The 16,410-nt window shown below is 50.7% G+C and carries 16 protein-coding genes; 2 read left to right on the top strand and 14 right to left on the bottom strand.

The window, feature by feature from the left end:
• The first annotated feature begins 68 nt into the window (after positions 1–68).
• Complete coding sequence (locus AC3WRW_RS10530; RefSeq protein WP_281364255.1) at positions 69–785, top strand: response regulator; 717 nt, start codon at positions 69–71, stop codon at positions 783–785.
• A gap of 86 nt (positions 786–871) precedes the next feature.
• On the opposite strand, the gene nrdF is transcribed toward AC3WRW_RS10530, so the two are convergent.
• The 4 genes from nrdF to serC all read right to left on the bottom strand — a co-directional run bounded on the left by nrdF (position 872) and on the right by serC (position 6,017).
• On the bottom strand, positions 872–1,858 hold the full coding sequence (gene nrdF / locus AC3WRW_RS10525) for a class 1b ribonucleoside-diphosphate reductase subunit beta (protein WP_492546263.1): 987 nt from the start codon (positions 1,856–1,858) through the stop codon (positions 872–874).
• Between the two features lie 22 nt (positions 1,859–1,880).
• Entirely contained in the window at positions 1,881–3,965 is a 2,085-nt protein-coding gene (gene nrdE / locus AC3WRW_RS10520; protein WP_492546262.1) for a class 1b ribonucleoside-diphosphate reductase subunit alpha, read from the bottom strand.
• Positions 3,952–4,311, bottom strand: a complete 360-nt coding sequence (gene nrdI / locus AC3WRW_RS10515) for a class Ib ribonucleoside-diphosphate reductase assembly flavoprotein NrdI (RefSeq protein ID WP_171682802.1) — start codon at positions 4,309–4,311, stop codon at positions 3,952–3,954. Before nrdI ends, nrdE begins: the two co-directional genes overlap by 14 nt.
• A gap of 617 nt (positions 4,312–4,928) precedes the next feature.
• Positions 4,929–6,017 (bottom strand): 3-phosphoserine/phosphohydroxythreonine transaminase, encoded by a 1,089-nt coding sequence (gene serC / locus AC3WRW_RS10510; RefSeq protein WP_492546261.1) that lies wholly within the window; start codon positions 6,015–6,017, stop codon positions 4,929–4,931.
• A gap of 150 nt (positions 6,018–6,167) precedes the next feature.
• Here serC and thpR point away from each other — a divergent pair, with 150 nt between their 5' ends.
• Complete coding sequence (thpR, locus tag AC3WRW_RS10505) at positions 6,168–6,782, top strand: RNA 2',3'-cyclic phosphodiesterase (RefSeq protein WP_492546260.1); 615 nt, start codon at positions 6,168–6,170, stop codon at positions 6,780–6,782.
• On the opposite strand, the gene AC3WRW_RS10500 is transcribed toward thpR, so the two are convergent.
• From AC3WRW_RS10500 to glnA, 10 genes are all read right to left on the bottom strand, one after another.
• Positions 6,779–7,399: an NUDIX hydrolase gene (locus tag AC3WRW_RS10500; protein WP_492546259.1), complete on the bottom strand. Its 621-nt coding sequence runs from the start codon at positions 7,397–7,399 to the stop codon at positions 6,779–6,781. The genes thpR and AC3WRW_RS10500 overlap by 4 nt on opposite strands.
• Positions 7,396–7,917 carry a G/U mismatch-specific DNA glycosylase gene (mug, locus tag AC3WRW_RS10495; RefSeq protein WP_492546307.1) on the bottom strand — a complete coding sequence of 174 codons (522 nt, stop codon included), beginning with the start codon at positions 7,915–7,917 and terminating at the stop codon, positions 7,396–7,398. The genes AC3WRW_RS10500 and mug overlap by 4 nt, the downstream gene beginning before the upstream one ends.
• Before the next feature lie 137 nt (positions 7,918–8,054).
• A complete protein-coding gene (bioC, locus tag AC3WRW_RS10490; RefSeq protein WP_492546258.1) occupies positions 8,055–8,924 on the bottom strand; it encodes a malonyl-ACP O-methyltransferase BioC in 870 nt (289 codons plus the stop codon).
• The gene (locus AC3WRW_RS10485) at positions 8,902–9,651 is read right to left on the bottom strand and encodes an alpha/beta fold hydrolase (RefSeq protein ID WP_492546257.1); all 750 of its coding nucleotides are present in this window, start codon (positions 9,649–9,651) and stop codon (positions 8,902–8,904) included. The genes bioC and AC3WRW_RS10485 overlap by 23 nt, the downstream gene beginning before the upstream one ends.
• Positions 9,648–10,841, bottom strand: a complete 1,194-nt coding sequence (bioF, locus tag AC3WRW_RS10480; protein WP_492546306.1) for an 8-amino-7-oxononanoate synthase — start codon at positions 10,839–10,841, stop codon at positions 9,648–9,650. Before bioF ends, AC3WRW_RS10485 begins: the two co-directional genes overlap by 4 nt.
• A gap of 22 nt (positions 10,842–10,863) precedes the next feature.
• Entirely contained in the window at positions 10,864–11,862 is a 999-nt protein-coding gene (gene bioB, locus AC3WRW_RS10475) for a biotin synthase BioB (RefSeq protein ID WP_492546256.1), read from the bottom strand.
• Between the two features lie 16 nt (positions 11,863–11,878).
• Positions 11,879–12,619 carry a dethiobiotin synthase gene (bioD, locus tag AC3WRW_RS10470; RefSeq protein WP_492546255.1) on the bottom strand — a complete coding sequence of 247 codons (741 nt, stop codon included), beginning with the start codon at positions 12,617–12,619 and terminating at the stop codon, positions 11,879–11,881.
• Complete coding sequence (bioA, locus tag AC3WRW_RS10465; RefSeq protein WP_492546305.1) at positions 12,616–13,971, bottom strand: adenosylmethionine--8-amino-7-oxononanoate transaminase; 1,356 nt, start codon at positions 13,969–13,971, stop codon at positions 12,616–12,618. The genes bioD and bioA overlap by 4 nt, the downstream gene beginning before the upstream one ends.
• A 188-nt stretch (positions 13,972–14,159) precedes the next feature.
• Positions 14,160–14,711, bottom strand: a complete 552-nt coding sequence (locus AC3WRW_RS10460) for an NADPH-dependent FMN reductase (RefSeq protein ID WP_492546254.1) — start codon at positions 14,709–14,711, stop codon at positions 14,160–14,162.
• Positions 14,712–14,914: 203 nt separating this feature from the next.
• Positions 14,915–16,339: a type I glutamate--ammonia ligase gene (gene glnA, locus AC3WRW_RS10455; protein WP_492546253.1), complete on the bottom strand. Its 1,425-nt coding sequence runs from the start codon at positions 16,337–16,339 to the stop codon at positions 14,915–14,917.
• Between the last annotated feature and the right edge of the window lie 71 nt (positions 16,340–16,410).

Here is a 16,410-nt window from a genome sequence, read left to right as displayed (position 1 = left end):
TAATATGTCGATGATAGAGCTCCTCCATAATAGAGTTATCCTTCTCGATAAAAGGAGTCAAACTAACCATGATGAAAAAAAAGATCCTCGTTGTCGATGACGAACCTTCCATCTCCATGCTTATAGAGTTTAACCTGAAGCTCGTGGGCTTCGAAGTACACTGCGTATTCGATGGAGAAGCTGTCTTCGATGCTATCCAGACGTTTCGCCCTGATCTGATCGTTCTCGACCTTATGCTGCCAAAAATGGACGGCTTCCAAGTATGCCGCAAACTTAGAAACCAGAATAACCTCGTACCGATTATTATGTTGACCGCCATGCAGGACCTTACGGATAAAATTGCCGGGTTGGATAACGGAGCCGACGATTACATGACCAAGCCGTTTTCGCCGCAGGAGCTCATTTCCCGTATCCACGCCATTCACCGGCGTATTCAAACCTTGCCGTCCGCAACGGAAAACGCGCCGATTACAATCGGTCAAATCTCGGTGAAAGCCGATCAACGGGAAGTAACGATGAACGGCGCGCCGATCGAGCTTACGCCCAAAGAATTTGAACTACTGCTCTTCTTATGCAAGCACCGCGGCAAAGTTCTTAGCAGACAACAGCTGCTTCACGGCGTCTGGGATTATCATTTCCTCGGCGATACCCGGATTGTCGATGTGCATATCTCCCATCTGCGGGACAAAATCGAGCAAAATGCCCGGAACCCGGAATATATCATGACCATTCGCAACGTCGGTTATAAGTTGACTGAGCCTGTGGTAAAAGAATCGTTAGCTTAGGTACCTGCGAGCAATTAGCGAGAACCGTAAAAAACTACCTTGACACCGCATTGCGACGGCCTCAAGGTAGTTTTTTTGTCTAACATCTAGAAAACAAAATCATCATCGGTCAACGCTTCAACATGAATCGTACGTACATACCCGTTCCCTTTTTTAGAGAAAAAGTCATGCTGCTTCGTCTTCGTGCTGAGTCCGTTCAGAACAATCGGATTAATGTCCTCTTCCTCGAAAATCGGCTCTACGCCCAGGTTCATGAACGCTTTGTTGGCGTTGTAACGCAGGAAAGCTTTCACGTCTTCCGCCAGCCCCAGAGGCCCGTAAAGACTCTCCGTATAGCCCTCCTCATTGGCATGAAGCTCCTTAAGCAATGCGCTGAGTGTCTCATACGCTTCATCCTGCTCTTCAGGACTTAGCTCGGCGTATACCTCTTGAGCAAGCACGCCTACGTACAGACCGTGAATACTCTCATCGCGCAAAATCAAATCGATGATTTCGCCGCTGCTCGTCATTTTACCCTGTCCGGCCAAGTAAAGCGGGTAATAGAAGCCGCTGTAGAACAAGTAGCTCTCCAGCAAAACCGACGCGGCCATCGCTAAATACAGCTCTTTGGTCGTTGTAATATTCTCATAATAATGGGAAATCTTAGACGCTTTGAACTGCAGATAAGGATTGTGCTCTACCCATGCGAACAGCTCATTGATCTCTTCCGTCGTGGACAGTGTCGTGAAAATGGAACTGTACGACTTCGCATGAATTTGCTCCATCATGCCCATGAAGCTGAGCACCGCTTTGCGCTGAAGCCCGTCAACATGCTCAAGTATCTTAGGCATGCCTACGCCGCCTTGCATCGTATCGAGCAGCGTCAGGCCGCCAAGCACCTTCATGTACAGCTCGCGCTCAGCCGGACTCAACGTGATCCAGGACATTTTATCGTCAGACAACGGGATTTCCTCGTCGGTCCAGAACTGCATAATGTTCTGATTCCAGAAAGTTATCGTGAAATCATCGTCCGGCCGGTTCCAGTTCACGGCTTTTTTGACGGTTGGATGATTAACGGTAGTTGCAGTACTCATCTATATACAATCCCCTTCCCAATTACACCGAGCAGCTTACGCATTCCTCAACAGAAAGCTGGTTTGTTCGCGTGTAGTAGAGCGATTTAAGTCCTTTGTGTGCCGCATACAAATAGAGTCTGGCCAACTGTCTCGTAGAGACATCGCTATTTACGTGCAAAATCGTCGAGATGCCTTGATCCACATGCGCTTGAATTTCAGCGATGAGATCGAGAATTTTGAATTGGTCCATTTGATACGCGGATTTATAGTAGAAATAATTGTCGCGAGCCATGAAAGGCATCGGATAGTAAGTCGTTGAGTTCGCGTAAGTACGCGTCTCGATAGGCTCTACAATCGGCATAACGCTCGAGGTGGAGTTTTGAATATACGAGATGCTTTGTGTCGGAGCGACCGCCAAACGGTAAGCATGATACAGACCGTGCTTCTGCACTTCTTCTTTCAGCTTGCTCCAATCGCTCGGAGACGGAATCTCCATCCCCTCAAACAAACCCTTCACCTTGTCGGTCAGCGGACGGTAATCCGTTTCCGTATAACGGTTAAAATAAGCGCCACTTGCATATTCGGACAACTCGAAGCCTTCGAAAACCTGCCCTTTCGCTTTGGCGATTGCCATACTTTGCTCAATGGAATAGTAGTTCATCGCCATGAAGAACGTACGGACAAAATCTTTCGCTTCATCGCTCTCATAGCTAATTTTATTTTTGGATAAATAGCCGTGCAGGTTCATAACCCCTAATCCGACGGAATGCAGCTCACGATTCGCTTTGGCCACACCAGGCGCATTGCTGATCGTCGTCATATCGCTGACCGCTGTCAAAGCTGTCATGCCTTCGTGAACGGTCTCCCGCAGCTTCTTGCGATCCATCACATTGGCAATGTTCATGGAAGCCAGGTTACAGCTGATATCGCGTAAAATCAGATCGTCTTGGCCATAATCATTGATTTCCGAAGTCTCTTGCAGCTGGAAAATTTCCGTGCAGAGATTGGACATTTTAATCGTACCGATCCCCTTCAGGGCATGATCCTTGTTCGCATTCGAGCGGTTCATGATATAAGGATATCCGGATTCCAATTGCGTAGTAGCGATTTTGACCAGCATGTCACGGGCGCTCATCACGACTTTTTTCTTTACTTTCGGGTTAGCCAGCAGCTCGTCATACATCTCATCAATATTGAGATCATCCAAATGCTTGCCGTAAGCTTGCAAAACCGTATATGGCGCAAAAACGTGAAGTGGCTTGTTCTCCTCCGCCAATTTGTAAAACTTATTCGGTACAATCAAACCGATGGAAAGAGTTTTCAAACGGGATTTCTCATCCGCGTTAATTTTCTTGCTGTCCAGGAACTCCATGAGATCCCAGCCGAAAATGTTGTAATAAGCCGCTCCGGAGCCTTTGCGCTGCCCCATTTGATCCGCATAGGAGAATGCATCCTCCATAAGCTTAAGCACAGGCATGATGCCTTTGGCTGCGCGTTCCACACCTTTGATGGATTCCCCGCGTCCGCGAAGCTTCGACAAGTTCACGGCTACGCCGCCACCAATTTTGGACAGCTGCATGCAGGTCGCCAGCACATAGTTGATGGAGTTGAGGGAATCGTCCATTTCCAGCAGGAAGCAGGATACCATTTCGCCACGGCGGCTTTTCCCAGCGTTAAGGAAAGTCGGCGTTGCCGGCTGCAAGCGCTGCTCCATCATCGATACAGCAAGCGTGCGGGCCGTTTCTACGTTACCGCGCCCCAAGTAAAGCGCTACAATCGCAACGCGATCCGGGAAATGCTCCAGATACAAGGACTTATCGTCACTGCGCAAAGCATAGTCTGTATAAAATTTCGAAGCTGCCATGTAAGAGGCGAACTCGAATTGATGATCGTGTGCCACTTGATAAACTTCGTTGACTTCATCTATGGTGTAATGTTCATAAACGTTCTCATAGTAGTTGTTATCGATCATATAACGAACTTTCGAAGAGGTATCGGGGAAAGTGAGGCTTTTGCTCTGTACGTCCGCCATAAAAACTTCAACGGCTTCCTTATCCTTCTCCAGTTGAAAAAAACCGTCCGCTCCGCGTTGCATCAATAAATTATTCAGCTCAATGTGCCGCAATTGCATGTACCCCCTGAACAAATCGTTCTACATCATTTTTGGTGCCGGATAACTCAAATTTCGTTAACACAGGCACATCGTACAGTTGTGAGATCGTGTCTGCGCTCTTGGCAAACCCGTCTCCCCAGTTGCGGTTCCCGCTCGCTGCCACTCCAATAAGCTTGGAGGCATTACTTTCCAGGAAGGAAGCAACCTTCTCAGGAACTTGACCAAAACCGGTTGTGTAGGTAACAAGCACGAAAGGCTCGTCCACTTTCATCGCTTCCTCGATTTGAATCGCCGGCATTTTGAGCTTGGCAATAAATCGGCGAACATTTCCCGTTTTCGAATCATAAGCAATTAGCATGGCTCCGTCTCCTAACATTTCTATCGTTCATTAAGCTGTTCTCGTTCTTGTGCTTCTCTTAAACCGAACAAACCATATGTAGTGTGTAATATAAATCTTACCGTCTATCCATATGTAGTAAATCCACCGTTCCATCGACAAAATAAACGGATCTTTATAAGCGGGAAAACAGTTGAAATCAGGGTTTTTCGCCGCATTTCGCGGTAATTTCAGGGCGAATCCAGATTCTGTGCAATTCGCTTTTTCCCACGACATCTAGTTGATAGATTCAAATTTATATCAATATATTGTGTTTGTCAACGTGTCTTATGACACATTTCTGGGCCCAAAATAGCCAAACCCAGACAGGACGCGCCTCGCGAGGATTTGAAAAAAAATTTTCATTTTTGCCTTCAAATTTTCACATTTGTCGAAAGGATCAAAGCCAGTAATTTCCACAGCCGCACTACTAGATTTAGAGTCTCCCTCCATGCAAAAAAGCCTCCCAAACCGTCTCAGAAGCCCTCTTAAGACATTGTAAACGAACAACCGACCATTCTAGCCCGCAACAAAAAAAAGCTACTCACGCGCACACGAGGGTGCCATGAATAGCTCATGATCAGGTATTCGATTCGATGTTAACCGTTGCGTTTGTGGAAATCAATCATGAAATCGGCAAGCGCTTTGCAGGACGCGTAAGGAACCGCATTGTAAGTAGATGCTCTCAAGCCGCCTACGCTGCGATGACCTTTCAACCCGACAAATCCGTTCGCTTCGGTTTCCTTGATGAACTTCTTCTCCAGCTCTTCATCCTGCAAACGGAAAGTAATATTCATCGCAGAACGGCTGCCTTTATCAACAGGACCGCGGTAAAAACCTCCGCTTCCATCAATTGCGCTGTAGATCAAGCCGGATTTCTCCAGATTGTTTTTCTCGATAACAGCTAGTCCGCCTTGCTCCTGAATCCATTTCAGCACAAGGTTCACCATATAGATGGAGTACACTGGCGGCGTATTGTACAAGGAATTGTTTTTGCCGTGGATTTCATAACGAAGCATCGTCGGAATTGTTTTCGGCAAATCCTGCAGAAGGTCTTCTTTGACAATGACAACCGTCACACCGGAAGGACCGAGATTTTTTTGCGCGCCGGCATAAATCATGTCGAACTTTGAAACGTCAACAGGACGGCTCAAAATGTCGCTGGACATATCCCCAATGAGCGGCACATTGCCTGTATCCGGGTAGCTTTGGAATTGAGCGCCTTCGATTGTCTCGTTGGACGTCAAGTGCAGGTAAGCGGAATCCGGGTGAATGTTAATCTCGCTGAGATCCGGAATTTTCATGAATTTATTTTCTTTGGAGGAGGCTGCAATCGCCACTTCCCCGAACAGACTGGCTTCCTGTACCGCTTTCTCCGCCCAAGCGCCTGTCAGCACATAGCTGCCCACTTTGCCCGGCTTTAAGAAATTCAGAGGAATCATCGCGAATTGGGTGCTTGCTCCGCCTTGCAGGAACTGGACTTGATAGCCATCCGGAATCCCGAAAATTTGTTTCAATAATTGCTGTGTTTCATTATGTACTTGCTCGTATTCTGCGCTGCGATGCGAAATTTCCATGATCGACATGCCGATGCCTTTAAATTCGACAAGTTCCTCTTGCGCTTTCTGCAAAACTTCGAGCGGTAATGCCGCAGGCCCTGCGTTAAAGTTATAGGCCCGATTTCCCATGAATGACCACACCTTTGCTTTTGTATTATGGCTATGATAGCAATATTCTCCCCATGCATCAAGTAAAACCTTCGTTGGAAATGCTAGTTGAGGCAGGATACTTTCATCCTTACACCGGTCAAAAAAAACCATAAAGGAGTCCTCATTTCCATGCATCCTTCCGACCATTCGACAAAAACGCTTTCATCACCACCGGTCAATTATCGGCTGTTTGTCGGCATCGGGCTCCCGCCGGAGGCCAGGCGGGCGCTCGCCTTGTGGACGGGCAGCCTTCGCGAGGCGCTGCCCTTTCAGAAGTGGACGCATCCGCAGGACGTCCACGTTACGTTAAGCTTCCTCGGCGACACGTCCGCCGAGACAGCGGATGCGCTGGCGGGCGAGCTTCGCCAGCTTGCCGCAGCGGCGCTGCCGCTGACCCTGCACGCCGAAGGGCTCGGCGTGTTCGGACCTCCGGCGGCGCCGTCGGTGCTGTGGGCGGGCGCCTGCGGCGACCTGAACGCACTGGCTGCGCTGCAGCGCGAGGTCGCGGGCGCCTGCGCCCGCCATGGCTTTCCGGCCGAGGCTCGCCCCTATCGGCCGCATCTCACGCTGGCCCGCCGATACCGCGCTGCGGCGGGTCCGTTCTCGTGCGCCGCCTTGGCGGCAGGCGCGCCAACAGGCGGCCAGCCCGCGTGGCGGGTAGAGGACATTGTCCTCTACCGGAGCCACTTGGGCCGGTCGCCGGCGTATGAGCCGATCGGTGTTTTTACGTTCGGCTCCAGCTAATCCAAGAGCACCTGAGAAGCCGGGCCGCTCGCAAGCTCGAACATGCTCTGCACTTGTTCCGCCGTGTTCCGCTCGATCGAAAGAGGCGGCAGCTCGTCTGCACCGAAGAAGCCGACCTCCGTCGTTTCCAAGCCGGCTTCCAGCGCCTCCCCGCCCGTCAGCTCGCACAAGATGAATATCTTGTATGTATGGTTGGGGGAAGGCGGATGAGCGTGGCGCTTTTTATCCAGAACCGCCAGCAAACGAACCGGCTTGACGTCGTATCCGGCTTCCTCGCGGGTCTCTTTCACGGCGACTTCGGTCGGTGTAAGGCCGATGTCCGCCCAGCCCCCCGGCAGTGCCCAGGCGCCGTCGATTCTTTCCTTTACAAGCAGCAGTTTGTTCTCCTGCAGGACAACGGCCCGAACATCAACCTTCGGCGTCTGGTATCCCTTGTCGCTGGCGAATAATTCCGTCACTTTGTCAATCGGTGTGTCTGTGAAGTAGCTCATCATCTCCACGCTGATCTTGCGAAGCGCCTCATAGCGTTCCAAATCGTAGCCGTTCTCGCCGTAGGCGAGTCCCGCTTGAGAGATCGCTTGAATTTCTTTAGCCCAATGCAGCCACGGTATATTCATTCTTTTTCCATCTCCGTCCCGATAAATGACTTGATCCCGCGATAGATAGCGACCATTTCCTCCAGCTTCATCCGAACGAGTCCGCTGGAAGACGGACAAACATACTCGACGACCCCCTCGACAAGAGGTTCCTGCTGGCTGCCCCACTGCATGCCTCTTCGTCCGCTGTACTGCTCGTAAACCCCTTTGCCCACAAAGCATACGACCCGCGGTCGATACTTCTCAATTTTTCCTCTTAAAATCAAGCGGCCTTCCCGATATTCCTCAGGTGTAATTTCAGCAGCCGTTAGCGAGGGTCTCGCCACGATGTTCGTAAACCCATAGCCAAGTTCAAGCAAATCTTGATCTTCTTGCGGCTTGTAAAGCCGGGGCGTTAATCCTGCCTGATGCAAAATACGATAAAATCGATTGCTCGGACTGGCATAGTGATGGCCGGTTTCGCCGGACCGTAAACTAGGGTTATAACCCACGAAAAGGATGCGTAAATGCTCCTGTAGATGATCCGAGATCGGCTCAATCCCCACCGCTTCAGCCCCCCTTCCTTCTGACAGACGAAAACTCCGCCTTTTCTAGTAGGTTACCATGAATTGTAAATAAAGCAAAACAAGAAGGATAGTTCTTTGGACCTACTACTGCGTACGTTGCCTTAAGATCATCAAATCCCGTCCGCTTCTCTATCCTGGTAAGGGGCTGTTCCTTGCATCAACAAAAGCTCATAGGTAGCAAAAATACCTTCCGGTACGCTAAACTTCGCCTCGTACGCTTCGTACATACCGGCAAAAAGCCGCCGCCTGCTTAAACCGGGCACAGCCTCAGCTTCCGAGGTGCTGGCCCCCATTCCCTTGACCGCAAGCAAAAAATCCCTTGGCGCCGGGTACGTTTCAACGTGCAAAGAGCATTGATCTTCAATATGCGCAAAACCTGAGTCTGCGAGCATTTTTCTCCATTCCATCCCAGATTGAAAAGACAGCCCGTGCCGCTGCGGCTGCCATCCGCCGCTTCGATACGCTTCCTTGAAGGACTCGTGAAGCTCAGCAAATGTCTCCGGCCCAAAGGTCGTAAACACTAACATACCGCCTGGGCGAAGCAGCCGCCGCAGATGCTGAAGCGTTTGTACTGGATGTCTCAGCCATTGAAAGCAAGCACTGGAGACGATCAGATCGAATGAAGCTGCCTGTGCAGTTGTTGACCATTCCTCTACGTCGCCTTGGATGAAGCGTACTTCTATACCTGCTTGCTGACCGAGCCGCTGCTCCGCCGCCCGAAGCATCCCGGGAGCAATGTCCAAAGCGGTAATCGCTGCTTCAGGCCATGTGTCAACCAGCCTGCTCGTCAGATTTCCCGTTCCGCAGCCAATTTCCAAAATGTCCCCTACGGACGCGGACGGGTTGCCTCCTTCACCCCTTAGCTCGCCGAGCTTTGCAGCCAACTGATCCGCCATGATTCGCTGAACATCCGCGTGCCGGTCATAGGAGCCCGCAGAGCTGCGATTAAATTGACGCTTAACCTCCATGCTGCTGTTCATGCCGCCAGCGCCTCACTTTCTCTGCGATCTCCTTCTCTCTTCCCAGAAACGGTACATGCCCGCAATCCGGGATGGAAAGCAGTTGGGCTTGCGGCAGCCCATCTGTAAGCTCCTTCGCTCCTTTATACGGGCAAATTTCATCCTCCATGCCGTGGACCAGAAGTACCGGGCAGACAATCTTCGAAAGTACAGAACTTGCTTCTTCATTTCTCAAAATATGAAGACCTGCAAGCAGCGCCGGCATTGTCCAGCTGCCTATGGGAGGAAGCGTGTCGCATATCCCCGTCCTTCGCTCCGACTCTGTCCACAGACGCTGTCGAAATTTGTTTTCCACTGCTGCCGAATCTTGCATGAGAGCTCTCATCATCTGCCTGACGTAGGCATCCGGTTGACCCAGCTCCGCCTCGTCCTTCGAACGGGTAAACCGGGCCGTAGCCGCAAACAAGATGAGGCCATCCGTCAACCCTTTAGCCGCTAATCCCAGCGCAAGCAATCCGCCGAGCGACCAGCCTCCAATGTAGAGAGGACGGTGGTCTGCCGGACTTGCCAAACATTTTGCAGCCGCCGCTTCCGTTCGCGTCACGATGTCTTCCGGCGATTCGGCATCGCTGAAATCGATGAGCACGTGATGATAATCGGGCAGCTCCTCCCGAAGCCGGTCGAAAACCGCAGGGGGCATGCTCCACCCAGGCAGCCATAAGATCGTTCCGCTTCTTGTTGTGCTCATCGCCTAATCACTCCAAGCTGCAGCCCTGCCTCGCGAATGCCTGCAATCGCACCCCGCAGTTCCTCATCCGTATGGATGGCGGATAACGAAAAGCGGATGCGCGCAGTTCCCGCCGGCACCGTCGGCGGTCGGATGGCGACCGCTGCGATGCCTTTCTCTTCCAGCGCTGCGCTGAAACGCAGTGCGGTCTCATTATCGCCGATCGTCATCGGTACGATGGGGGAATCGCCTGCTGGAATCTGAAAACCTGAGTCCATCAGCGAAGCTCGGAAGAAACGGACAGCCGATTCAAGTCGCTCGCGCCGCCAGTGCTCCTGCTGCACCAGCGCTAGAGCTTGAGCAATGCCTGCGAGCAGCGCAGGCGGCATCGCCGTCGAATAAATAAGCGGCCGCGACTTATTTACGAGGTAGTCGGCGAGGGTTCGACTGCCGCACACATAAGCTCCGTAGACGCCAAAGGCTTTGCTGAACGTTCCCATATGAATGTCCACTTCATCCTTAATCCCAAGGAGGTGGCATAATCCCTCGCCCCGTCCGCCATAAATCCCTCCGCTGTGAGCTTCGTCCACCATCAGCATCGCTCCGTACTCGCGCTTGAGCAGCACGAGCTCGCGCAGTCTGGCTTGATCTCCGTCCATGGAGAAAACGGCATCGGTCACGATCAGCTTCCGCCTTTTATCGCGGTGCTTATGCAGCAGCGCTCCCAGATGCTCCATATCGTTGTGCCGGTACCTGGCCAGCTCCGCACGGCTCATCAGGATGCCATCTACGATGCTGGCATGGTTAAGCTGATCGCTAAACACCACATCGTCACGGCCGACTACGGCACCGATAACTCCGGTGTTCGCCATATAACCGTTGGCGAACACAAGCGCCGCTTCGCAGCTCTGCCATTCGGCAATGGCCTCTTCCAAGAAGGCATACGCCATCCGGTTGCCTGTCACAAGGCGGGAGGCTCCTGCTCCCGCGCCTTCCTTGAGCAGAGCGTCACGCATCGCCTCGACGATAGCGGGATGCTGGGACAGTCCGAGATAGTCGTTGGCAGACAAATTAAGCAAGTTATTTGGGCCTGTTCCTCGATCCATGCGCCCCGGTGATCCTGGAACCGCGCTGTTTGCGCGTAGAGATCGCATGAGCGAGGCTTCCTCCAATGAAGCAAGCTCCCGTTCCATCCATGTCAAAGCTGACATCCTGTTCATTGCCGGCACCACCTTACAGAGCGTTAAGTTCAATTTCAAAGCCCAAATCTTCTATAATTTGATGATCCACGCCGACCGCTTGACCGGCTGTTGTCAGATAATCACCCACAAAAAGCGAATTCGCCGCATACAGCGACATGGGCTGAAGTGTACGAAGATTCACTTCGCGGCCTCCCGCAACGCGGATTTCTTTGGACGGACAGATGAAGCGGAATAAAGCCAGCACTTTTAAAGCTTTCATCGCCGGCGTGCGGCCTGCATGCTCTAGTGGCGTTCCCGGGATGGCATTCAGGAAATTGACCGGAATGGAGTCGCTGTCCAGCTCGCGCAGCGCGTAGGCCATTTCTACGATTTCTTGATTGGTTTCACCCATGCCGATAATGACGCCTGAGCAGGGCGACATTCCGTATGTTTTTACTTTTTCTACAGTCTCAACACGCTGGTCATAGGTATGGGTTGTCGTAATCGACGGGTAATTCCCTTTGCTCGTATTGAGATTATGGTTATATCGATGGACGCCGGCATCTGCAAGCCGCTGTGCTTGCTCATCTTTCAAAATACCGAGGCAGGCACAAATTTTGAGCGGCATCGTCTCGCGGATTTCTTTGACCGCGTCCACCACCTGCTCCAGCTCCTTGTCTGTCGGTCCTTTCCCTGCCGCTACGATGCAGTAAGTGCCGGCTTTGCGCGCCAAAGCTTCGCGTGCTCCGGCAAGCAGCGTATCTTTATCAAGCAGCGTGTATTTCTGAACCGGCGCCGTTGAAACGATCGATTGCGAGCAGTAGCCGCAGTCCTCCGGGCAGAGCCCGCTTTTCGCATTAATAATCATGTTCAGTTTGACCTTTTTGCCGTAGTAATGCTTTCTTACTTGAAAGGCAGCCTGCAGCAGCGGGAGAACTTCATCGTTATCGGCTTCGAGTACAGCCAGCCCTTCCTCGATGGTCAAACGCTCCCCCTGCAATGCTTTTCGAGCTAACAAATGCCAATCCTTTTGGGTTGATATGGTGTTCATGTTCTCCTCCTTGGCGTTAAATCCGGCTTAGTTTTAAGGCTTGTTCGATAGGTGCAAGTTGTATGGATTGCCGAACCGTATGTATTAAAAATTCCCTCTGCACATCCGCAGGCAAGCGTGGAAAGCGCCCTAGGACGTTAAGACCGCCGTAGCGCTCGATAAGTTCCGCGTTGGTGGCAACGCTCGGATCGTCCGGAGAATCCGGCCCTTCGCCGTCATTCAGAATGACGCCGGCAATGGGGATTCCATAGTGCCTGAGATAGGCTGCCGTCAGAAGGGTATGGTTAATCGTACCTAGGCCGGAACGGGCCACAATCAGTGCGGGAATTCGGAGCTCCGCGATCAAATCCACAATCAAAGCGTCATCGCAGAGCGGAACGGCCGCACCGCCTGCGCCTTCTATGAGCAGCGCTTCGTATCGCTCAACAAGCGGTTTGCCTGCGGCGATCAGCTCCTGCAGCGTTAAGGCTGCGCCTGCAAGCTTAGCAGCGAGCATAGGAGTCAGCGGAGCTTCATACGTATATGGCGCTACCGCTTCCGGCCGCTCATCGATTCCCGTTAGCTCCAGCAGCCGTTCGGCATCCGTTTCTCCGCTGCCCAGGCTTGCGCCTGACTGCACAGGCTTCCAAACGCCGGCCTCCCAGCCTTCTGCGCGAAGAGCCGCTGTTAACGCTGCCGTCACCATTGTCTTGCCGACGCCGGTATCCGTGCCCGTAATGAACAGACCTCGTATCGGTTCCGCTTGGACGATGTTCATCGCAGGACGCATCCTTCCGTGACGTGAATAATCGATTCGGCCAAAATGTCCGTCATCTCCGCAAGCTCAGACTCCGTGCTGGCTAACGGCGGAATGAAAACTATCACATTGCCGAGCGGTCTCGTCAGCATGCCCAGCTCTCTCGCCCTTTGACTTGCCCGAACGCCAATCCGTTCTCTCCACTCGTAAGGCTCCTGTGTTTCTTTATCGCGCACGAGCTCAATACCGATCATCAGTCCTTTTTGCCTGATTTCACCGACGTGCGGTCTGTCCTTAAGCGGCGCAAGTCGATTTTGAATACTTAACGCCTTAGTACGAACGCCTTCCAGCATGTTCCGCTCCTCAAAAAGCTTCAAGCTGGCCAAAGCGACCGCACAACCGAGGGGATTTCCCGTATAAGAATGTCCATGGAAAAATGTTTTCTGCTCGTTATAATCCGCATAGAAAGCATGATAAATCTCGTCCGTCGCCAGCGTCGCTGCCACAGGCAAATAGCCGCCGGTCAGCCCTTTTCCGACCACCATCAAATCCGGCTGTACGCCTTCCAAATCGCAAGCGAACATCTCCCCCGTCCGGCCGAAGCCTGTCGCCACCTCGTCGGCGATAAACAGGACATGATGCTTGCGGCAAAGCTCAGCCATCTCGCGCAGGCAGCCCTCCGGCATCACGATAATCCCACTGGCCCCCTGGACAACCGGCTCTACGATCAGGGCTGCAATCTCGTCCCCTCGCTCCTCAAGCAAACCTCTCAAAGCATGTAAGGTTGCCTCCTTGGCACCTTCCGCTCCTCCTTCATGGCGATAAGCATAGGGGTAAGGAATGGTGTGAGACTGGAACAGCAAAGGACGAAACACTTCATGATACAGCGGTATCGCACCAACACTAACGGCTCCAACCGTATCTCCGTGATACGCCTGATTCATCGTAACAAACGTTTTTTTACCACGCGCACCCTGGTTATGCCAATATTGAAAAGCCATCTTGATTGCAATCTCAACCCCGGTTGCTCCGGAATCCGAATAAAACACTTTATTTAATCCATTCGGCGTAATTCTGGCTAACTGCTCAGCAAGCTCAATAGCCGGAATATTCGCCATGCCTAGCAGCGTTGAGTGAGCCACAAGCTCCAACTGGTTCGTAATCGCCCGATTAAGCTCGGGCACATTGTGTCCATGTACATTCAGCCAAACCGAGGAAAAACCGTCATAATAGGCCCGTCCCTGGACGTCATAGAGTCTAACGCCTTCGCCGCGCTCGATGATGAGCGGATCCTCGTTGTTATAGTCTTTCATTTGTGTAAAAGGATGCCAAACGTGTGACTTGTTTAGAGCAGCAAGCCGTTCATAGGACATTGACACGAAAATTCCTCCCTTTCTAAAATCAATTGTTAACCAATATATTAATATATTGGTTAACAATTGAATGTCGTAATTCTAGCAGATAACAAAAAAAAGAGCAATACAAAGCGTCAGGGACACTTTGCACTGCTCATCTAAAAAAAATGTAAAAATGAATAATGAATATATGATTGTCGAGCAAGCTATTGTCGAACGGACAATGCCGCTGTCAAATCAAGGAATGCATCTACGACACGTCGAACGCGTTTATCGACATCGGGATGAATATCACTGTAGGCTATTCCGGTTTGAAAGCTCTTCCGTTGATCGCCGCCAATCGAAATCCATTCCGGGCAATTGATTCCGTGAAGATTTCGCACGATGGTTTGCAGCTGGGTTAGCGAGCTTACAGCTACGGCGCCGCCCGATGAACTTACGGAAAGTACGGCTTTGTTGTTGAAATAATCTTGCCCGAGATGATCAAGCGCATTCTTCAGAACCCCCGAGATTCCGCTGTGATACTCCGGTGTAGCGAGCACAATGCCATCCGCCTCATGCATCGCACGCTTCAAACTCTCCAGCGCCTCATGACCTCCATGCGCATTATCCGGTGAATAGAAAGGAACCGGCGATTGGTGCAAATCAATCAAAGTTGCTTGATGCCCCTGCGAAGTTACCAAGTGCTTGATATATTCGACAAGTTTTGTACTTGTTGCCGCCTGATGGTTGCTTCCTGCTATAAGGGTTACTTTCATACATATCTTCCTTTCTGTCTTATCCGTTATGAGTTTGGAAATGCTGCTGAATGCCTTCATTATACCTCACATTCATTAAATTTCCAATATTATTTAGAATAATTATTAAAAGATACTGAATCTCAATGTAAAAAAACTGCTCCCACCATGAATGACCATGGCAGAAGCAGTTCTATGATTATAACGATATAAGTGCGAAAGAATTAGCAGTCGAAGTACAGGTTGTACTCGTGCGGGTGAATGCGGATTGCAACTTGTTTAGCTTCGCCGCGTTTCAATTCGATGTAGTTATCGATGAAATCTTGTGTGAATACGCCGCCTTCAGTCAAGAACTCGGAATCAGCTGCAAGAGCATCAAGCGCTTCATCCAATGTGCCAGGAACGCTGCGGATTTCACCTTTCTCAGCATCTGACATTTCATAGATGTTCTTATCGAAAGGACCGTATCCAAGAGCACGTGGATCAATTTTCTTTTTGATACCGTCAAGACCAGCCATCAACATTGCTGCGAAAGCAAGGTATGGGTTAGCTGTGCTGTCCGGTGTACGGAATTCGATACGGCAGCCTTTAGGTGTTACTGCTGCGATTGGAATACGAACTGCTGCAGAACGGTTACCTTTGGAGAATACGAGGTTAACCGGTGCTTCGTAACCAGGAACCAAACGTTTGAAAGAGTTTGTGCTTGGGTTTGTGATTGCAATCAAAGCCGGAGCGTGGTACAGGATACCACCGATGTAATTGATCGCCATTTCGCTTAAGTTCGCATATGCTCCTTTTTCGTAGAACAAAGGCTCGCTTCCGTCGAAGATGGACATGTGAACGTGCATACCGCTACCATTGTCGCCAAACAGCGGTTTAGGCATGAAAGTTGCAACTTTACCATATTCTCTAGCTGTGTTAGCAACGATATATTTGTATTTGAGCAGGTTGTCTGCTGTTTTAGTCAAAGTGTCAAAACGGAAGTTGATTTCAGCTTGACCAGCTGTAGCCACTTCATGGTGGTGACGTTCAATACGAAGGCCTGCATCGGCAAGCTTGTTACACATTTCGGAACGAATGTCTTGTTGGGAATCGATAGGAGCTACTGGAACGTAACCGCCTTTAACCGGAACTTTATAAGCAAGGTTTCCGCCTTCTTCTTTGCGGCCTGTGTTCCAACCTGCTTCTTCGGAATCAACTTCGAAGTAAGACTTGTTCATACCATTTTCGTAACGAACATCATCAAAGATGAAGAATTCGGATTCTGGCGCGAAGAATGCTGTCGTACCTACACCTGTTGTTTGAAGATATTCTTCAGCTTTTTGAGCGATGCTGCGCGGATCGCGGTCATAGCGTTCGCCTTCAGGTGTGTGGATGTTGCTCATAATGATCAATGTTGGATGAGCTGTGAAAGGATCAACATACGCAGTTTCCGTATCTGGCATCATTACCATGTCAGATTGTTCAATACCACGGAATCCTGGGATGGAGGAACCGTCAAAAGCTACGCCGTTTACGAATGTATCTTCATCTACTTCAGAAGCAGGCAAAGAAATATGCTGCGCTTTACCGGAAAGACCTACGAAACGAAAATCTACCCACTCAATATTTTTTTCCTTGATAAGGTTCAACACGTTTTGAACTGACATTTAAAAAACCCTCCCATTTCCGTACATTCAACGTACTTTACATGATTAATGTTCAACTTTTTGTTGTTATC

The sequence above is a fragment of the Paenibacillus sp. FW126-R14 genome, assembly GCF_058789495.1.
Note: the sequence above shows the minus strand (reverse complement) of the source record. Positions and strands in the feature narration are given on the sequence as shown.